The 19,881-nt window shown below is 41.2% G+C and carries 8 protein-coding genes; all 8 read right to left on the bottom strand.

All coding sequences use genetic code 11. The annotated features are described in order from the left end of the window. Positions 1-247: 247 nt before the first annotated feature. The 8 genes from B7696_RS03340 to B7696_RS03305 all read right to left on the bottom strand — a co-directional run bounded on the left by B7696_RS03340 (position 248) and on the right by B7696_RS03305 (position 19,640). On the bottom strand, positions 248-6,538 hold the full coding sequence (locus B7696_RS03340) for a MucBP domain-containing protein (protein WP_084862134.1): 6,291 nt from the start codon (positions 6,536-6,538) through the stop codon (positions 248-250). Positions 6,539-6,773: 235 nt separating this feature from the next. After that, positions 6,774-7,652 carry a glycosyltransferase family 52 gene (locus B7696_RS03335; RefSeq protein ID WP_000681395.1) on the bottom strand — a complete coding sequence of 293 codons (879 nt, stop codon included), beginning with the start codon at positions 7,650-7,652 and terminating at the stop codon, positions 6,774-6,776. Next, positions 7,649-8,353: an acylneuraminate cytidylyltransferase family protein gene (locus B7696_RS03330; protein WP_000859108.1), complete on the bottom strand. Its 705-nt coding sequence runs from the start codon at positions 8,351-8,353 to the stop codon at positions 7,649-7,651. Before B7696_RS03330 ends, B7696_RS03335 begins: the two co-directional genes overlap by 4 nt. Continuing rightward, positions 8,337-9,692 carry a sodium:solute symporter family transporter gene (locus B7696_RS03325; RefSeq protein WP_084862132.1) on the bottom strand — a complete coding sequence of 452 codons (1,356 nt, stop codon included), beginning with the start codon at positions 9,690-9,692 and terminating at the stop codon, positions 8,337-8,339. Before B7696_RS03325 ends, B7696_RS03330 begins: the two co-directional genes overlap by 17 nt. A gap of 1 nt (position 9,693) precedes the next feature. Beyond that, positions 9,694-11,025, bottom strand: a complete 1,332-nt coding sequence (locus tag B7696_RS03320) for a glycosyltransferase (protein ID WP_084862130.1) — start codon at positions 11,023-11,025, stop codon at positions 9,694-9,696. Between the two features lie 199 nt (positions 11,026-11,224). Further along, positions 11,225-17,140 carry a ZmpA/ZmpB/ZmpC family metallo-endopeptidase gene (locus tag B7696_RS03315; protein ID WP_084862128.1) on the bottom strand — a complete coding sequence of 1,972 codons (5,916 nt, stop codon included), beginning with the start codon at positions 17,138-17,140 and terminating at the stop codon, positions 11,225-11,227. Between the two features lie 180 nt (positions 17,141-17,320). Continuing rightward, positions 17,321-18,358 (bottom strand): aldose epimerase family protein, encoded by a 1,038-nt coding sequence (locus tag B7696_RS03310; RefSeq protein WP_084862126.1) that lies wholly within the window; start codon positions 18,356-18,358, stop codon positions 17,321-17,323. A gap of 115 nt (positions 18,359-18,473) precedes the next feature. Continuing rightward, on the bottom strand, positions 18,474-19,640 hold the full coding sequence (locus B7696_RS03305) for an SIS domain-containing protein (protein ID WP_084862123.1): 1,167 nt from the start codon (positions 19,638-19,640) through the stop codon (positions 18,474-18,476). Positions 19,641-19,881: the final 241 nt, after the last annotated feature.

Below are 19,881 nucleotides of genomic sequence, written 5' to 3'. Positions count from 1 at the left end.
AATAGATACTAAGAAAATCCCTGACTTCACCTATTGTATAATATATATAATAACTCTATCTATTCACTATGTCAAGCAATTCGATATTTTAATCGATGTTGATATATAAAAAAGCAAAGATAATTAATAGCTTCAGAAATATGATTAATAACTTTCAAAAAAGCTTAAAAATTACCTCATATTTACATAGAAAAAGGAGCGGATATGATATCCTACTCCTTATTCTTATCAGAAAATCTAATTAAATTTAGTCTTCTTTTTTCTTACGAGCAACAAGCCCAAATCCGCTCAAGACACCTAAAAGTCCAAGCGCTGCTAGACTAGCATGATCTTCTGTACCAGTGTTTGGAAGCGCAGCTTGTCCTTTAGCTTCTGATGGAGCTTCACCATTTACTGGTGCTGATGGCATCATTGGTGCTCCTGGTTTTTCACCTGGTGTTGCAGGTTTCTCAGGTTTTTCCGGTGCCATCGGATCTGTTGGTTTTTCAGAACCTCTAGGTTTGAACACATGTAGTACATTTCCAGTACCTGTATTGATTGTTTCCACTAATTCATATCCAGGTACTTCTCCAGCTGGGTTATCTCCTTCAGCTAATGGTTTCAATGGTTTACCATTGACATCTACCCAGACTGTAGTTTTACCTTCTTTTGTTACTGGTTTGAAGATGTGAGTTACTTTACCTGTTTCTGGGTTTGTAACTGTTCCTACTAGTTCATAGTTAGGAATTGATCCTGCTGGATATGTTCCTGGTGTTACAGGTTTGATTGGGTTTCCTTTTTCGTCTACCCACTCAGTTGTTTTACCTTCTTCGATAGATTTCTTAACTTTTTCAGCTTCTTTCTTAGCATCTTCCTTTGCTTTTTCTTTTTGCTCTGGTGTTAAGTTTGGATCTTTATCGATGTTTTTGATCTTCTCTTCAAGTTCTTTTTCTACAGCTTTTTTAGCTTTTTCTTTGTCTTCTGGTGAAGGTGTAGTTGGCTTATCTTTATCATCTTCTGACGGAGTTGATGGTTTGTCTGGAGTTGGAGTGTCTTTCTCAACTTCTTTCTTACCATTTTCTTTAGCTTTCTCTACTTCTTCTTTAGAAGGTGCTTTGTCGATCGCTTTCTTAGCTTCTTCAGCGTCTTTCTTAGCTTCTTCTTTAGCTTTTTCTTTTTGCTCTGGAGTTAAGTCTTTGTTTTCATCAATTTTCTTAACTTTTTCTTCTAGAGCTTTATCAATCGCTTCTTTCGCTTTTGGCTTGTCTTCTGGAGTAACAGGAGATTTTTCTACATCCTCTTTACCTTTTGTAGTAGATTTTTCTACATCTTCAGGAGTTTTCGCTTCTTTCAATGCCTTCTTAGCTTCTTCTGCTGTTTTCTTAGCTTCTTCAAGAGCTTTTTCTTTCTCTTCGTTTGTTAACTCAGGGTTCTCTTTGATCTTGCTTTCTTTTTCAGATAAAGCTTTATCGATTGCTTTAGAAGCTTCTTCTTTGACATCTTTATAAACGTAAGTTACTTCTGTAGTTCCTTCGGTTACTTTACCAGATTCTTCACCCTTAGTTGAAGTTGGTACAAGTACGTATACTTTACCATCTTTTGTAGTGATTGTAGCTGGTTTGTTATCAGTTGTATCATAAGCTGAGCTTACAGATCCGTCAGTCGTATCTTTAACGTCTTCCGCGATTGTGTTACCTGCTTCATCAGTGTAGTGAACGACTACGTTTCCTTTCACTTCTTTGTATACATATGTTACTTCTGTAGTCTTACCTGCTTCAACAGCACCAGTTTCGTTACCTTTAGTTGATGCTGGTACTAATTCGTATACTTTACCTTCTGGAGTCGTGATACGAGTTGGTTTCATATCGTTATCAGAAGTATCGTATTTAGCTCCTGGTTTTCCGTCTTTTGTATCAACAGCGTCTGCTTGAAGAGTGTTTCCAGCTTCGTCTACGTAATGAACAAGAACGTTTCCTGCTTTTTCGTATACATAAGTGATTTCTGTAGTACCTTCTACAACAGCTCCGTTTTCTGGCTTAGAACCGTCTTTCAATTCTTTAGCTGTTAAGTAGTAAACAGTGCCATCTTTTTCAAGTTTAGCTGGCTTGTTGTCAGTTGTGTCATATTTCTCACTTAGTGATCCATTTTCTACATCTTTCGTATCTTCAGCAAGTGTGTTTCCTTCTGTATCAACGTAGTGAACGACGACATTACCAGTGATTTCTTTGTAGACGTAAGTTACTTCTGTAGTTTCTCCAGCTTTAACTTTACCAGTTTCATCACCTTTAGTTGATTGAGGGATTAATTCGTATACTTTTCCTTCTGGAGTAGTGATACGGTTTGGTTTCATTCCGTTATCAGCAGTGTTGTAGTCAGCGTTTGGTTTGCCGTCTTTTGTATCAACAGCGTCCACTTGAATAGTGTTACCTTTTTCATCAGTGTAATGAACGACTACTTGTCCAGCTTTTTCGTAAACGTATGTTACTTCAGTTTTACCTTCTACTACGTCTCCGTTTTCTGGTTTAGAGTCATCTTTAAGAGCTTTTTCTGTTAAGTAGTAAACAGTTCCGTCTTTTTCGATTTTCTCTGGTTTGTTGTCAGTTGTATCGTATTTAGCGTTTAAAGAAGCACCTTTCGTATCTTCTTTATCTTCAGCAATGACGTTACCTTCTGTATCAACGTAGTGAACGACTACATCACCAGTTACTTCTTTATAAACGTAGGTTACTTCTGTAGTTCCTTCAGTAACCTTACCAGTTTCAGCACCTTGAGTTGCTGTTGGTACTAATTGGTAAACTTTGCCTTCTGGAGTCGTAATACGTTCTGGTTTCATTCCGTTATCAGAAGTATCATATGGTGTGCTAATTGATCCATCTGTTGTATCTTTAGCATCTTCAGCAATTTTATTTCCTGCCTCATCTGTATAGTGAACTACTACATTACCTTTAACTTCTTTATAAACGTATGTTACTTCTTTAGTTTGACCTGATTCTACCGTACCTGTTTCATCACCTTTAGTTGATGCTGGTACTAGTTCGTATACTTTACCTTCTGCAGTTGTGATACGAGTTGGCTTCATTCCGTTGTCTGCAGTATTGTACTCAGAACCTGGTTTTCCATTGTCAGTGTCTTTAGCACCTGAAGCAATATCTTTACCATCTGCAGTTCCTGTTAATGGAGTTCCATCTTCTGTTTGGTAATTAACGATTACTGATCCAGCTTTTTCATAAACGTAAGTTACATCAGTTTTACCTTCTACTACGTTTCCTGTTTCTGGTTTAGAACCATCCTTAAGTCCAGCTTTAGTAATGTAGTATACAGTTCCGTCTTCTGCAGTGATTTTTTCTGGTTTGTTATCAACAGCAGTGTCATATTTTTCGCTTAGAGATGCACCTTTAAGGTCATCTTTGTCAGCTGCGATTGTGTTACCTTCTGTGTCAACATAGTGAACTACTACGTCACCAGTAACTTCTTTATAAACATAAGTTACTTCTTTAGTTTCTCCAGCTACTACTGTACCTGTTTCATCACCTTTAGTTGCTGTTGGTACTAGTTCATATACTTTTCCTTCTGCAGTTGTGATACGGTTTGGTTTCATTCCGTTATCAGAAGTGTCATATGCTGATCCTGGTCTTCCATCTACAGTGTCTTTTGCACCTGAAGCTACGTTAGCACCAGCCGCGTCTACACCTACTATTGGAGTTCCGTCTTCTGTTTGATAGTTAACGACTACTTGTCCAGCTTTTTCATAAACATAAGTTACTGTAGTTGTTCCTTCTACTACGTCTCCAGTGGCTGGTTTAGAATCATCTTTCAATTCTTTAGCTGTTAGGTAGTATTTAACACCGTCTTTGGTGATTTCAGCTTTTTTGTGGTCTGCTGTGTCGTATTTAACGTTTAGAGAAGCATCTGTTTCGTCTTTTTCGTCTTCTGCGATTACGTTACCTTCAGTATCTTCATACTTAACGACAACATTACCTTTTACTTCTTTATAAACGTAGGTTACTTCTTTCGTTTCACCTGCAACAACTTTACCAGTTTCTTCACCTTTAGTTGCTGTTGGTACTAATTCGTATACTTTACCTTCTGCAGTTGTAATATGGTTTGGTTTCATTCCGTTGTCTGCAGTGTTGTAGTCAGTTCCTGCTTTAGCGTCTGTAGTGTCTTTAGCACCTGAAGCTACATTTGCACCATCTGCAGTACCTGTTAATGGAGTTCCGTCTTCTGTTTGGTAGTTAACGATTACTGATCCAGCTTTTTCGTAAACGTAAGTTACTGTAGTTGTTCCTTCTACTACGTCTCCAGTAGCTGGTTTAGAACCATCTTTCAGTTCTTTAGCTGTTAAGTAATATTTAACACCATCTTTCTCGATAGATTCTTTTTTGTGGTCAGCTGTATCGTATTTAACATTTAGAGAAGCATCTGTTTCATCTTTTTCGTCATCAGCAAGTGTGTTACCTTCAGTATCTTCATACTTAACGACAACATTACCTTTAACTTCTTTGTAAACGTAGGTTACTTCTTTAGTTGTTCCTGATTCAACCTCACCTGTTTCTTCACCTTCAGTTAAGTCTGGAACTAATTCGTATACTTTGCCTTCTGCAGTTTTAATACGAGTTGGTTTCATTCCATTGTCTGCAGTGTTATAAGCTGTACCTGGTTTACCATTATCAATGTCTTTTGCACCTGATTCTACAGTTTTACCAGCTCCATCTTCGTCTACTACTGTTCCTGCAAGTGGAGTTCCATCTTCTGTTTTGTAGTTAACGATTACTGATCCAGCTTTTTCATAGATGTAAGTTACTTTTGTAACACCTTCTACTACTGTTCCTGTTTCAGCTGGTGATGTAGTTTCTGTACCATTTACAGATGTCATTGTGTTTGCTTCGTTTAGGTAGTAAACATTTCCTTGTGCATCTGTAAGTTTTTGAGGTTTTTCAGTTTCATTTTCTTTAGTGTTGTAAGGTACGTTTTTAGAAGCTGTAGTACTACTTACAATTACATCATTTCCATCAGCATCAACATAGTATTTCTCAGTTACTACTTCAGCTACTGTTTCAGGAGTATCAGTGTAAGGAGCTTTTAATTCTGTTCCGTCTTCTGTTTGGTAGTTAACGACTACAGAACCTTTTTTCTCGATTTCACGAGTTTTTTCTTCTGCATAAGTGTAAGTGATTGTTGTAGTACCACTTGCTAAACGGTATGCACGAAGAGGAGTGATTTCGTCACGGTAAGAATACTCTTCAACTTCCGGCGAAGGATCAGAAAATTTAAGAAGAAAATCACTACTATCTTCTAAAGTACTTGTTTCTTGATCAGTAACGCTTGCTATATCAGCTGTTATATCACTTGTAGGTCTTCCTTTATCATCAACTTGATCTCCCTTATCAGCACTAATCTCCAGAGGACCACCAGTTTTTGCCGCCATTCCTAAAGTAATATATCGTTTGAAATTAAGGAGGTTATCTTCAAATCCTTTTTCTTGAAGATATGCAAGATAGTTTTTTACAAGAGTTTTGTTTGCTTCTCCTGTTAAAGTATCTGGAGCCGCTTTAAAGTTTTGTACCATTGCATATGTTCTATTTAAAGTAGCACCAGTTCCATCTTTATTATCTGCTACATTATCACTAGATGTCAATTGTATCTGTGCTGTTAAAGAGAGACTCTCAGTTTTAGCTGTTACATAGGTATTTTTCTCAAGAACGAAAACATAGTCTCCTTCTTTAATTCCACCATCCGCAGTTACATTAGCTGAAGTGAAGTTTTTCGCAGCTGCTTCTCCAGCTGTGAAAGCTTCTTTCAGTTTATCATCAGAAGTGATTGCACCTGAATCGGCTTGTACATATTTACCATATGTTCCTTTTCCTGTTTGTTCAACGATCCAAGCTTTTCCACCAGGTTTTACAGTATCATAAGTGATTTTACCTTCGGCATTGCTTAATCCTTCTGGAGTCAATTTCGCAGTGACATCACCTAGAGTTGTATCAGAGTATACTCCTCCACCATCTCCAGTCGTTTCAACTTTAGGTTCTCCGATTAGGTGGTAAGTTTTTCCGTCTTTTTCGATCGTTTCTTTCTTACCATTTTCTTTAGCGTCGTTTAGGTCGCTATCCTCTGCATCTCCACCTGTAGTTCCTTTGAAAACTTCTCCTGATTTACCGTATACATCGTATGGTGTTTCGATATTTTTATTAGCACCAGAGTCTTGGTTTTTGTTTTCTTCTAATACAGTGTTACCTTCGGCAGTTACGTATTTGTAATCTACTTTTCCTGTTTTAGTGATTGTATTTGTTCCCTCTGCAGTTGGATCAGTTGAAAATTGCCTACCTTCATCTGGGTTCTGAATATTAGCTGTATCTACAATTACTGACCCCTTATCATTTGAGATCGTTGTTGTGTTGTCGCTGTTTTCTTTCATCGCCGCTTCTACAGTCTGCGTTCCAGCCGCCATTGCAAGGGCTGCACCGACAATGAGACCGACTGTACCGATCTTGACTGAGTCTGAACGACCGTCTTTAAACTTACGGATGGAAAATTTTTCCTTTTTATTTATAAACATCCTTAGCATCCTTTATCTTTATTTTTTTGTATGATTTTCAAATATTATTATATTATTATAGACATAACAATTGATAAACCTGAAAACCCGACACTTCTATTTTAACACTTTAAAACCCCCTATACAAATAATCTCAATACTTTTTGATCATTCAAACTATAGTTTTTCGCTATATTTATATATAAAAAATCCATACAGATGTATGGATTTACATATTTAAAAATATACATTTATACTACCAGCCAAGTGAAACTATTTCAAACTGACAACCTAATCGTCGCAATTCTTTTTGACGGTCCTCATAGTAGGGGAGAGAAATACCTGTGATGGTCACATGGGGCAGGTCTTTAAGGTGCAGGCTGACGGATGAGGTAAAATGATAGACATGAACGAACTCGTATTCTTGAAAGAGTTGGGCTAGAACATCTTCAAAGATCAACTCCGTCTCCAAGTAGGTCACATCAGGGATAGTGAAGGTTTCCTTGGGATGGGGTAGATAGAGGTCAATTGCCAAGGCCTTGGCATAAGTGCTGATAAAGCGGATGGAGATCTGGTCGTCCTCTTCAGAGAACTTTTGTCCCAGCAGGACCTTGACCGTCTTACCATTTGAAACGGGAGCTTGAGGCAGGTCAAAAAAATGCTCCAGATAAACTAGCTTTTCTCTAGCCACGACATGGTAGTCACTGCGATAGAGGGTATAGTGCTTTTCCGTCCGCTCAATCAAATCATCTCTAGTCAAGCCCAAAGGCCCCACCTGACTGGGTTGAAGAGGGAGGGCATACATACCCAAGGGGTAAATATCCGCATAGCCATCATCAAAACTCATGAGGTGTTGGTAGGTCGAACTAGCAACCAAGTCCAGAATCAAGCTATTGTCAAAACTAGCATAAAAGATAGTGTCATAGTCGCCGGCAAGCTCCTGACAAATCTGAGCCAAGTCCTCTGCCGTCTGAGGATAGTGAGCATGGTCAAAATCCTTGGCATAATGCTCCTGACGGGCATTTTTGACAGGACTGACATAAAGGCTGACAAATTCCTGATCAGGATAGAGGCTCTTGATATGCTGGGCAATCTTGGCCTGCAAGGGCGTTGTGGCAATGATGAGGTGTTTCATCTCTTTGATTCTCCTAGGTGGTGATGGTGCAGCAAGGTCTCAACGACTTCAAAGTCCAAGGCATCGTCGATATCATAAGAATAGAGTTTGGGCATTTCATAGGCTACTGTCTTATCTGTGTAAAAGGTCTCGTCTCGTAGGTAACGGTCCTTGCGAGAAATCCAGATACTACCGTTAGGATAGTAATAGACAGGCTCTTTTTGCCGAGCATAGTGCTTGGAAACGTGAGGCGGGCGGATAAATGACGACTCCGCTAACTGCAAGAAAAGACTACGACTCTTGTCCGCCTTAACACAGGAAATCAAATGGTCGGCGCCAGACTGACAGTAGAGCTGGTAGGAATCGATAAGATGCTCCACCTCCCTCAAGGGTGAGGTCACCTGTAGATTCACAAAGACCTGCTCTTCTTCAAAGGGCTGTAAAAAGTCTCGTAAGGTTTCTAAACTAGAGGTTGTGGATAGGGCCAATTCTTTTGGTCTATGGACACAACGAATCTCTGGATAGGCTTGACGACAGAGTTCTAGATAGGCTAGTGAGTCTGATGAGATCCAGATTTCACTAAATAGCTTAGAAGCTAGAGCGACTTCGATGGTATAGAAAACCAAGGGTTTGCCTGCAAGCGGTTTGATATTTTTATCCACTAAGCCGCGTGAACCCGAACGGATCAAAATGACGGCTATGGGTTTAGATGTTGTTTTCATATAGTCTTCCTAGAAATGAGATAAACAGGGCAGATAGGGTAGTGATGATGCTATTTAACCAGGGATTAGGGTTGGCAAAAAGGCCACTGTAATGATAGAGAACCAAGGCTCCTAGACTAAAAACCAGATAGATTTTGGCTAACTGTAAGTTCGGTCTTTTGAGAAGTAAGACCAAGAGGTACAAACCACCTATCACACCTAGTGTCAAGCCCATAAAGCCGTTAATCCATTCGTAGATGGAGTAGATTTCTGCATTCATGAGCAAGAGGCAGAGGAGCCAGGACAGACCTGCTAAGACAAAGGATAGAATACTTGGCGACCAGCGAATCTTTGACCAAGCAAAATCCAACTTCAAGCAGGTCACGATTGCATTCATACTGGATGAAACTGTGGATTGGCCTGCTGCCAAGAGAGCCAGCATGATAAAACTGCCAAACCAAGGCGCCAGACCTTCCCGAGCGTAAGCAATGAGAACAGGATTGGTCGATGTGGTAGCAAAATTTTCCTGACGAATCAAGCAGCCAATCAGATACAGTAAACTAGCAATCCCAAAGGACAAAAGTCCCTGTATCCATAAGATTTTTCCAATCTTCTGACGCCCCATTTTGCTATTAAAACGTTGGACGATATCCTGCGAAGAAACGTAGGAAAACAAGCTACTAAAACCTGCTCCTGCAACTAAGATAAAGACCGTCTTCCCATCCAGCGTCTCTGCAAAGTGAGATAGCTGTTGACTGCTATTCACGACTAAACCAGATTGGGCAATTCTTGGTAGAAAGAGGGCCAATATAGCCAGTAGGACCAAGCCTTGAAAGAAGTCCGTCCACAGCACAACCAAGAGACCACCCCTTGCCAGATAATAGACCGTCAAGAGAAGGAGTAAACCTGACAAGACCAGCTGATTGATGAGGATAAAAGGCTCTAAGGCCTGAGACAACAAGTAGGTCACCACTGCTATTCGCCCCAACTGGTAGAGGATGAAAAGACCTGAGGCCAGTGAACGAATGCCAGTCGATTGAAACTTGTCCTCTAAAAGATGATAGGCTGTCTCATAGTTTCCCTTTTGATAGAGGGGCAGAAAATAGCGATGAGCTAGTGGAATGGCTAGAAAGATGCCACATTGGGCAAACCAGAGATAGGACCTGCCTGTATAGGCATTCCCCACCAGAGTCAGAAAGGAAATGGGACTGAGCAAGGTCGCAAAGACTGAGAAGGCCAAAACTGTCACTGGAACAGCTTTCTTAACCTGATAATAGTCCTCTTCGCTCCCTTTTTTCCAATAGGCAATCAAGGAAATCAAGCAGAAATAGAGCAATAGGGTGACTAGAATTCCCAACATCCTAGAAGTTCCTATCTAATAGCTCTCTGTATATGTGAGCTACTTTTTCCAGAGAATAGCGAGAGGCCAAAGCTAGATTTTTTTCATTTAATAGATAAAAATCAGGCTGTTCCATCTTTTCTATCTTTTGAATCAACTCTGATTTGGTTTTAAACAAGTTGATGGCATTGGACTGGCCAGCATAGAAACGATGAGCAATATCCACATCCGATAATAAGGCTAGCAAACCTTGATTCAAGGCTTCAACACAGGCATTGGCAAATAACTCTGTATAACTAGCTGACAGGTAACATTGGTGCAGATGATAAGGCACTTCGTTAACGATACCTTTAAAGTGAATGGTTGGCGGAAGATCATATTGATTCTGTAATTCTGCTAGACGTTCCTCTGAGCCACCATAAAAGGTAATCTGGGCCTTGAAGCCACGTTTGTAGAGTTCGATAAAGGCTTCAATGACAAGTTCAACGTTCTTGCCTTCTCCCATATGACCCACTAGGCAATAGTCCAAAACAGGTCCGATTTTTCTTAGCTGACCTAATTTTTCTGTAAACATTGGAGGTAAAAACTTGGTATCATACCCTTGTTTCGCCAAAGTATCAGTCAACACTTCACTGGCAACTAGATATTTATTTGTCTTGCGCAGATTGGCGAGACGTAAATCTCGCATGATATTTTCATGGACAACTTCATAGTAATTTTTGTCCGTATTTTCCATATAACGCCAGAGGCTGGGTTTGGGAACGATTTGTTGGTCACGGATGAAGAGATCGGTTTGCTGGGCCCACTTGGCTAAGAACTTAACCAGCAAGTCCTCTTCAGAACGGATTTCTCCTCCTATGCGGTAGATATACTCTGGATAAAAGATGGTTACAGGAGAGGGTTCTTTAAAGGGATTGATAAAGCGTCCTTCCAGGGCCAGTTCTCCATTTTCATGATACCAACGAAGTTCCTTCTCCTTGAAATCTTCAAACAAGAAGGGCCCCTTGGTATAGTAATATCTCCCCGAGCCATCTCCTAGGGTAACTGAGGCCACAAAACCATCCTCATTGAGTTCAACCTGATCTCCATCTGCTAGCGTTAAACTTTCTGGCTTCACTGATAAGTCTGCATGGCCTATATCTGAAAAACTATGCGGAACACAGAGCAATTCCTTTTCTAAAAATCCTAACTTAACCAAGTCTTTCTTCCAGTCAGGACGAAGCTGAGGGCTCGATACAAGGTGAACATATTCCAAACCCAGATGTCGTGCTATACGAGCTCGATAGACCTGGGTACTCTCAAAACCATAGCGATGGATTTCCTTGGCTGGATGAATGCTGACAATTCTCGACATGATGTAGACTCTTTCTCTCTTATTTTCTGCTTACAAAGGAAAAACCACCCTCACAAAAAAGCGAGGGTGGTTCATCCGTTACAATGCTTGGGGATTTCCTAGCAAGTTCCCCCTCAAAAGGACTTTATGCTATTCTATCACAAAGACTGACCATCTGCAAGATAGACTGGATTAGACAGGATAGCGTGGGGGAGTTTTCTTATTGTTTATAAATCGATTCTCTGAAATCATCTGTGCTACGTAGGTAGGCATTGTAGATTTTTTGTTTTAATAAGTGGACCCAACTTGCAGGAGCGTGGCTTGTCGTACGGTCAATGTTAGCCACATCTTTTGCCACTGCTTGATCGATGAGTTCTTGCATTTGAGCAGCTGAACGAATTGTAATCTCCTTGCTGCTGTTTGGTACACCAAGTTCATACTGAATAGTGATTGGTTTCAACTGGTCTTGCTTGCGAATACGTTTATTAAACATATCCTTCTTGAAATCAGCCCATGAACCATATTGGTTGGCAAAGACATTTTTCAAGACGAGACTATCAGTGATGAGTCCCACATCTTTTCCGTGCCAATCTGAATAGGTAATGTCCCCGTTTCGTTTAGCTTCTTCTGCATATTGGTTGGATACATATGGTAAGAACCCATCTTGATAACCTTTTTCTGCCAACAATTCGTAGGCTGTCTTTCTAAACATGATGTCACCAGGCGCACCCTTTGGATTACTGAGGGCAGCATAAATCGGTGAGAACATACTGATAAGATGATAGCCATTACGAGTATAGTCGCTCTTATCACGGTAAGCCCGACGGTTGATGATATCATTGTCAATCAAGGCATCCAGACTGGTTAGTTTACTTACTTCAGCATCTGTCAATGGACGAACAGAGTTTCCAGCATGAGTTTGTTTATGATACTTGTCCTCAATGTAGAAATTCTCTATTTTTCTAAACCATTTTTTCTTAACATCATTTGACTTAGTTAAAATGGCATTGGCTTCCATAGCATCCAAGGTGTACAAGACATCGTACATACCGTGCACATACTCTTGCAAGGCTGCGGCTGATGTGAAGCGGCTTGTCGGATCATAAGTATGCAAGCGAGTTGGTGAATCCTTATCCCCTTTATAGAGAGTATTCAAGACAATGGCATCCTTATCTAGGTTGTCAGCAGATTGCAACAGTCCTAAGGCATACAACTCTGCTCCCAATCCTTCACGACGACCTTTTCCTTCAAAGTAAATATGTCCGTCAGAATTATGAACCATTTCATGGGTATAGACAGATGTTCCGTACTTATCCAACAAGCGGTCGCTGACATAGTGAACCTCTGAACCGTTGGCATAAGCTCCAGCTCCTTTACTTTCCCCATACCACTTACCAGTTGGTCCAAAGAAGTTGTAGATAGAATCAATGGCCTTATCAGACAGGGTAGCCCAGTAATACTTGCTATTGCTATCTTTCATACCAAAGCCATCTGACACCATGACTGAACGGAAGAGTTTTTCTTTGTATTCTGGTGAAAGGAGATGGTACCAGATATCATAGTGGTCTCGTTGCCATTCAGCCGACTGGTCGACCTTAGCACGGACATACTGACGCAATTCCTCTCCTGACAAGACTGTATTATTGACACGGTCACGATAGCGTTCGTAGCCACCAAAGGCCAAGGTAGAAAGGTTTGAAATCACATAAACATCCTCTTCTGGCAATGTAAATAGCGGTAGGAGCATATTTTTTAATTTCCAACTTGGTGCCGTAATACGGTCATAGACTCCCAGCGTATACTTACTATCTGGTGTAGCTGACTCTTGTTTGGCACGCACTTCTGGAATTGCTGACTTACTCTCTACGATATAGGCCTTGGTATTTGTCTTCAACCATTCATTATTGGTTTTAGTTGGTAGGAAGAGTTTTCTGTAAGACTCTAGTAAATCAGTCACTGTCTTACGTCCTTTTGCAGGGGCCAGGGTTGTTTCATAGGCACTTATATTATTTGATGCCTTGAGATTTTCCATACCGCTCTGACCTAGGGCAATGATGGTATCCAAGGTTGAAGCTGTGCTATTGCCATCAAAGTCAAACTTATAGGTATTGAGATCCTTGGTATTGATGTGATCATAGTTGATATTGTACCAGCGATTGAGGTAGGTTAAACCAAGCAAGAAAGCTTCCTTGTTGTTTTTGATTTTTTCGCTAATGTAGGTTGCTATACTATCTCCCATCGTATTGATAGACTTGTCCATGGCTAGCACTTTACGGAGATGTTCACCGATATTGGCTTTAACTTTTTCAAATTCTTTGTCCAAATATAGCGGATCAAGTGAAGCATCTGCCTCAATGCCCAGAACTCTTCTCATAGCTGCTGAGTCATATTCGACCCCTTGCAAATCTGCTAGGACCTGATTGGTCACTTTCGTATAGTCAGATAAAAAGGCCTCTGGTGTAAAGATAAAGTTTTTACCTGCTACGCTGTACTCTGCAATTTGTGTATTTTTGAAATCTTCTTTGTAGGTGACATCCAGATAGCTGATTGTATTATCAGCAAAATGCAACATAAGCTTATTGATCGTTGCTTTATTGGCCTGAATATCTGTGATGATGTCATTGTCCTTCATTGGTACAACATCCAGCAGTTCTGTAGTATAGAGCTTATCAGTAGGATCTACTTGATTTCCATAGTGAACCACTAACTCTTTGTTGTAGAAAGGCATCAATTTCTCAATATTGTGATAAGCAACTTTTCGACTAGCTTGGCCTTGACTTAACTGAGTATAGTCCACACTTCGTTGATTGTCCTTTAGCGTTTGACCTGTATCGTCTAGTGTCACTGTCATCCCATAAGACTGGACCTTTTCTCTAGCCTGGTCTTGGGTGATTGGGATCGCATAGAAATCGGCCTTCTTGTTCTCAACGGTAGTGCTAGCGTCTTTGATGTCCGCTCCCTTATATTGGTCTCCTGTGATGGCATAGCCATCTCCAGTATTGACCATGCTAACGACATGATGGATACGGCCATTTTGCCATGTAGAACCTGCTATACCTCCGACACGTGGATAGGTTGTCGTATTGAGGATGGTTCCACTTGCTAATGCATGAGAAACCAAAGCACCACTTTGAACTTTCCCTACAATACCTCCAGCAAATTGGTCATTGTTGCGGGCATTACTAGAAATATTTGCATCAACGGCTACCTTATCAATCTTAGCCTTATTACCAGATAGGAGCCCTGCTATACCTCCCACATAGTAAGGAGAAGTATCCGTATGCTTGGCCTGAATGCTACCTGTAAAGGAACTATTGCTTATCTCTGTATCTTGAGCCTTCGCTACCAAACCTGCCACTGACTTACTACCTGATAATTGACCTTCTACAGCTACATTACTAATCTGGCTGTTAGTGGCTACTTTTGCTAGGCTAGCTGTGTCTTCTTGACTCTTAATCGCTACCGCTTTAAGGTCAATATCTTTCACAGTAGCCTTGGTCAAATTATCAAACAAGGCTGTCTTCAGGTCATAAATCGCAAATGGCTTCCCATCACTCGTACCGATAAGATGACCAGTGAAATTACCTGTCACATAGCTGGTTTGTCCCTTAGCTAAGGATACCTCATCGGCTGTCATATCAGCCCCCAGTTTAAAGGTTCCAGCGAGATTGCCTTGCATGGCAGCAACCAGTTTCTTGAAGGAAGTATAAACTCCATCCTTGGCAAGTTTTTGCTTATCCACTGTGAAGCTATAGTTATCCTTGTATGCTGAACCTTCCTCTTGAACCAGTTCGTTGAAGGCAACGGTTACCTTATATTTCCCATCAGCTGTTTCCTTAATAGAGCTAACTGGTAACAACATTTCCTTCATCTTGTCTGATTTGACTTTGACAAAATAAGGTGACAAGTCGCTTGGTACTTCTGATAGGTTCAGATAACGACGGTAGTGACCATCTTCCTTACCATAGAGACCAACCTCATCTATATCTTTGATTTCAATTTTCTTATAGTCTAACTGAAAATCTTTCGTCAATACTTCTGTACTTTCCTGATCAGATTGACCTAGATTATAGGTTAGATAAGTCTTAATTGTATAAGGAGTATAGTAGTCCAAACCATCAATCGTTTGCTGAACGGATAAATCTTTCAAATCCACTTCTTTAATCAGTGTTCCATTTTGAAAAATTTGGGCCTTGGCCTTAACAAAAGCAGACGTTGGGTCATCTAAGCGGTAGTTGACTGCTACTGCTTTTTTGCTCTCATCTTTAACCAGATTAGTAATTTCAACTGTTGGTTTGGTTTTAACAAGACTACCAACCTTGACAATCTCTTTGGTTGGTTCTACTTCTGTACGTGAGATTTCCTTGCTAGCTTCCACCTTACCATCTACGAGATAATCTTCATACTCGATTGTCCGTAAACCGTCTTTTCCTTCCTGAGCAATTTCTCGATGATTTTTTAAGATAGTCGCATCTTCAATTTCTTCAGTTTCATGAGGAATGGTTTCTGTTACTGTACGATGATTGCTTGTCAAAGGCAGTTCAGGAAGAGTCTCTACTACAGCAGCCTCACCCTCGTGACCCGACTCTTGGGTACCTTGAGTGCTGATTGGATCTGTATACGCTGGTTGAACGGGTTGAACTAGTGCCTCACCATCATGACCTGACTCTTGTGTACCTTGAGTACTGATCGATGCTGTGTAGGCTGGTTGAACGGGTTGAACTAGTGCCTCGCCCTCATGACCGGGCTCTTGCGTACCTTGGGTACTAATTGGAGCTGTGTAAGATGGCTGAACGGGTTGAACTAAGGCTTCACCCTCATGGCCGGGCTCTTTCGTGCCCTTACTGCTAACAACTTCTGTAGACTCTGGCACTGTTGGCTCAACTGGAGCTCCCTCCTGAGGACCTGTGTAAACTGGTAGTTCTGATTGAACAAGGGATTCGCCTTCATGACCTGACTCTTGTGTGCCTTGAGTACTGATCGATGCTGTGTAGGCTGGTTGAACTGGTTGAACTAAGGCTTCACCCTCATGGCCGGGCTCTTTCGTGCCCTTACTGCTAACAACTTCTGTAGACTCTGGCACTGTTGGCTCAACTGGAGCTCCCTCCTGAGGACCTGTGTAAACTGGTAGTTCTGATTGAACAAGGGATTCGCCTTCATGACCTGACTCTTGTGTGCCTTGAGTGCTAATTGGGTCTGTATACGCTGGTTGAACGGGTTGAACTAGAGCCTCGCCCTCATGACCTGACTCTTGTGTACCTTGAGTACTGATTGGTGCTGTGTAGGCCGGTTGAACTGGTTGAACTAGAGCCTCGCCTTCATGACCTGACTCTTGTGTGCCTTGGGTGCTAACGGGTTCTGTATAAGTCGGTTGAACGGGTTGAACTAGGGCATCGCCCTCATGACCCGGCTCTTGGCTCCCCTTTGCTTGCACTACAGTTTCATTGTTTTTTTGTAGTTGAGACTCTATAGGAGAAGGTGTTCCTCCTTGTTGTTCCTCTATCGTTGAGCTATCTACATTTTCTAAGTTAGACTTGCTGTCATGCGCCTTCTGTTTATCTGATTGCTTAACAACGTCTACTTTATTTTTCACATATCCTATGTATGTATAACCAGGAATATCAACCGGGGCTGGCAAGGCATCTCCTGCCTGAACCGATAGTTGGGTGTTATAAGCAGCTAGTGTTTCGCTAGTCAAGGCAAGGGCAGTTGGAGACAGCAACTGACTGCCTAGAGCGCTTACTAACAAGAATCGACTAATCTTGCTCTTGCCATCACGTCCCTTAAGAACTACTACAATCAATAAACTAAGGCCTGCCACCAAGGCAACAGTCCCTAATGAAGAGCTGGTCCCCGTATTGGGCAATACTTGATTGGCTCGATAAACCAGATAGTAAGTCGCATCAGATTCTTCCGCTACTTGTGGTAGGGATGTAACTAAGAGAGCCTTCTCTTCATCAGTCAAATCAGACTCTAAAACATATGTATAGTTAACGGTATGAGATTCTTGGGCAGATACCGTCTGTAGGCCAGTTCCCATCAAAAAGAAACACGCAACTGCTACAGATACAAGGCCAACTGCCAATTTTCTTAACGAGAAATTCTGTCTTTCTTCTCCACTAGTTTTGAAATTCATATTCCCCTCTTTTACATCATTAAATTAGTATGTTGATTTATAGTAAAATACACAACTCTTTCTATTATACATCAACTTTTCAAAAGATTCTAGGGATAGATATGCAAATAAGGGAATAATAAAAGGCATTCCTAAAATTAGATACCTAACTGCTGGAATGCCTATCATATTTCTAAATGTTTACTTCACAACAAGCTCATAACGTGTCTTGCTTGTAAAGGTTTGACCGGCTTTAAGAATGACTTGGTCTTTGACGTCGCTGTGAATGGCATCTGGTAAAGCTTGCGCTTCAAGGGCAATCCCATTGTGCTGTACCATTGGCCGACCTCCTATGATGACACTTTCATCCACAAAGTTTGCTGTGTAGACTACAAAACAAGGAGCCTCTGTCTTGAAAAGCAAGAAGCGACCTGAATTTTGGTCATAAAGGAAACCAGCATTGTCATGACCTGCAGGAAGAGCAAATGGGTGATCCAAACCAGATACCAGCTGGATTTGCTCATCTTTCTCTGCAAAGATATCCTTCAACAAAGCTCCATTATAGATGTGTTTAACCACATCACGATTGGCATCTGGAGTTTTGGCAGGAACACCGTCTGGAGCGATTGGGTAAATGCCCTCAGTATTTAGCTGGAAGACATGGCGGTCAATTGTCTGCGTGAAATCACCAGACAAGTTGAAATAGCTGTGGTTGGTTGGATTGAGCAGCGTATCCTGATCTGTCATCACCTTGTAGCTGATTTCGTAAGCTCCAGTTTCTTCCAAGTGGTAGCTGATCCAGATCTTGAGGTTACCAGGGAACCCTCCTGTCCCATCTGTACGCTCTGTGTAGAGAGTCAAGCCATGATCGCTCACTTCAATTAGTTCAAACAAGCTTGAATCCCAACCTGTTGAGCCACTGTGGTTACAGTTGCTAGCATTGTTGACCTCAAGGTCATAAGTCTTACCATTAAGCTCAAAAGTCGCACCTGCGATACGGCCTGCCACAGGACCTACACTAGCTCCATGCTTGGGACTATTGCCTACATAGCTATCAAAGTCATCAAATCCCAAGATAACATTGGCAAAATTTCCAGCCTTGTCAGGTGTGACATAGCGCAAGATGGTTGCTCCATAAGTCATGACCTCAAGTTGGTAACCACCGTCAGTCTCAAAGCGATAGGCCAAGACATCCTTGCCCTCAACATTTCCAAATACACGCTCTGTGTATGCTTTCATTCTGTTCTCCTTTTACTATTTCTCTCAAGCAAACAAACCATAGAAAGCCTACTGACAATCTATGGTTTATCTGATAATTTACAAATCCTCTTGTCAAGAATTCATAAAAACTGTATTACTTTTGATATTCGTGGATGATAACACCCTGTACCACACGGTTTACTGTACCTGTAGGAGACGGTGTATCTGGTTTATTTTCTACCTTGAGTGAAGTCAATAAGGCGAAGAGTTGGGCATAAACGATGTAAGGGAAGACACGGTAAATATCATTCAAAACACCACCACAACCAAGGGCCACTTCTTTGACATTTTCAAGACCAAAGGCTTGATCACTCAAAAGCACAACACGACGGGCAATCTGGTCACCAGCAACTTCACGAACCAAGTCCAAGTCGTACTTACGAGTGTAGTCTGTCGTTGTTCCAAAGATCAAAACAACTGTATCTTCGTTGATAAGGGATTTTGGACCGTGACGGAAGCCAACTGGACTTTCATACATGGTCGCAACTTGACCAGCTGTTAATTCCAAAATCTTGAGCTGAGCTTCATGAGCAAGTCCAAAGAAAGGACCAGCACCTAGATAGATGACACGATTAAAGTCTAGGTCAACAAGTTCTTTGACATCTTCTGCATTGTCTAGAATTTTACGGGCAAGACTAGATACAACTTCAAAACGTTCAGCTTTCACAGCAAATTCTGTAGGATCAAAGACCAAGAGAGCTGTCAACATCATAGACGTAAAGCTAGAAGTCATGGCAAATCCAGCATCATTAGAAGCAGCTGGTTGCAAAAGCAAGAGATTGCGGTCATCTCCATGGGCTTGAAGAGCCAACTTACCATCTGCTGCACAAGTAATCGTCACTTGATAAAGCTCATCCACCAAGGCCTTGGCCAAATCAACAGTCGCCACACTTTCAGGCGAGTTCCCACTACGAGCAAAGGATACAAGGACAGTCGCCACATCTTTTTTCAAATAAGTTTCTGGATTGGCAACGATATCTGTTGTCGCAATGGCATTGAAATTCCATTTGCGTTCGTCATATACTTCCTTAAAGTAAGGTACCAAGGTATCTCCCACATAAGCAGAAGTCCCCGCACCTGTCAAAATAACCTTGATATAGTCATGTTTATCAGCAATCCCTTGCAGAAAGGCTGCAATTTCTTCACGTTTTGCTTGATAAGATTCAAAAGCTTCTTTCCATACATCAGGCTGTTGGTAGATTTCACGTGTAGTGATTTCTGCCCCCAATTCAATCAAGTCTTCTTTTGTATAATGTAACATTGATTCCCTCTTTTTCTATTAAATATGGGAATGGGAGTAAGCCCCATTCCCATGTATATTCTATATAAAATGCTCTAACGATTTTCACGTTGTCACATCTTATACTCAATGAAAATCAAGGACCAAACTAGGAAACTAGCCGCAGGTTGCTCAAAACACTGTTTTGAGGTTGCAGATAGAACTGACGCAGTCAGTAACATATACCTACGGCAAGGCGACACTAGTATGGTTTAAAGAGATT

The sequence above is a fragment of the Streptococcus mitis genome, from assembly GCF_002096815.1.
GTDB lineage: Bacteria > Bacillota > Bacilli > Lactobacillales > Streptococcaceae > Streptococcus > Streptococcus mitis_AD.
The sequence above is the reverse complement of the archived record's forward strand: the minus strand, read 5'-3'. Positions and strand labels throughout refer to the sequence as shown.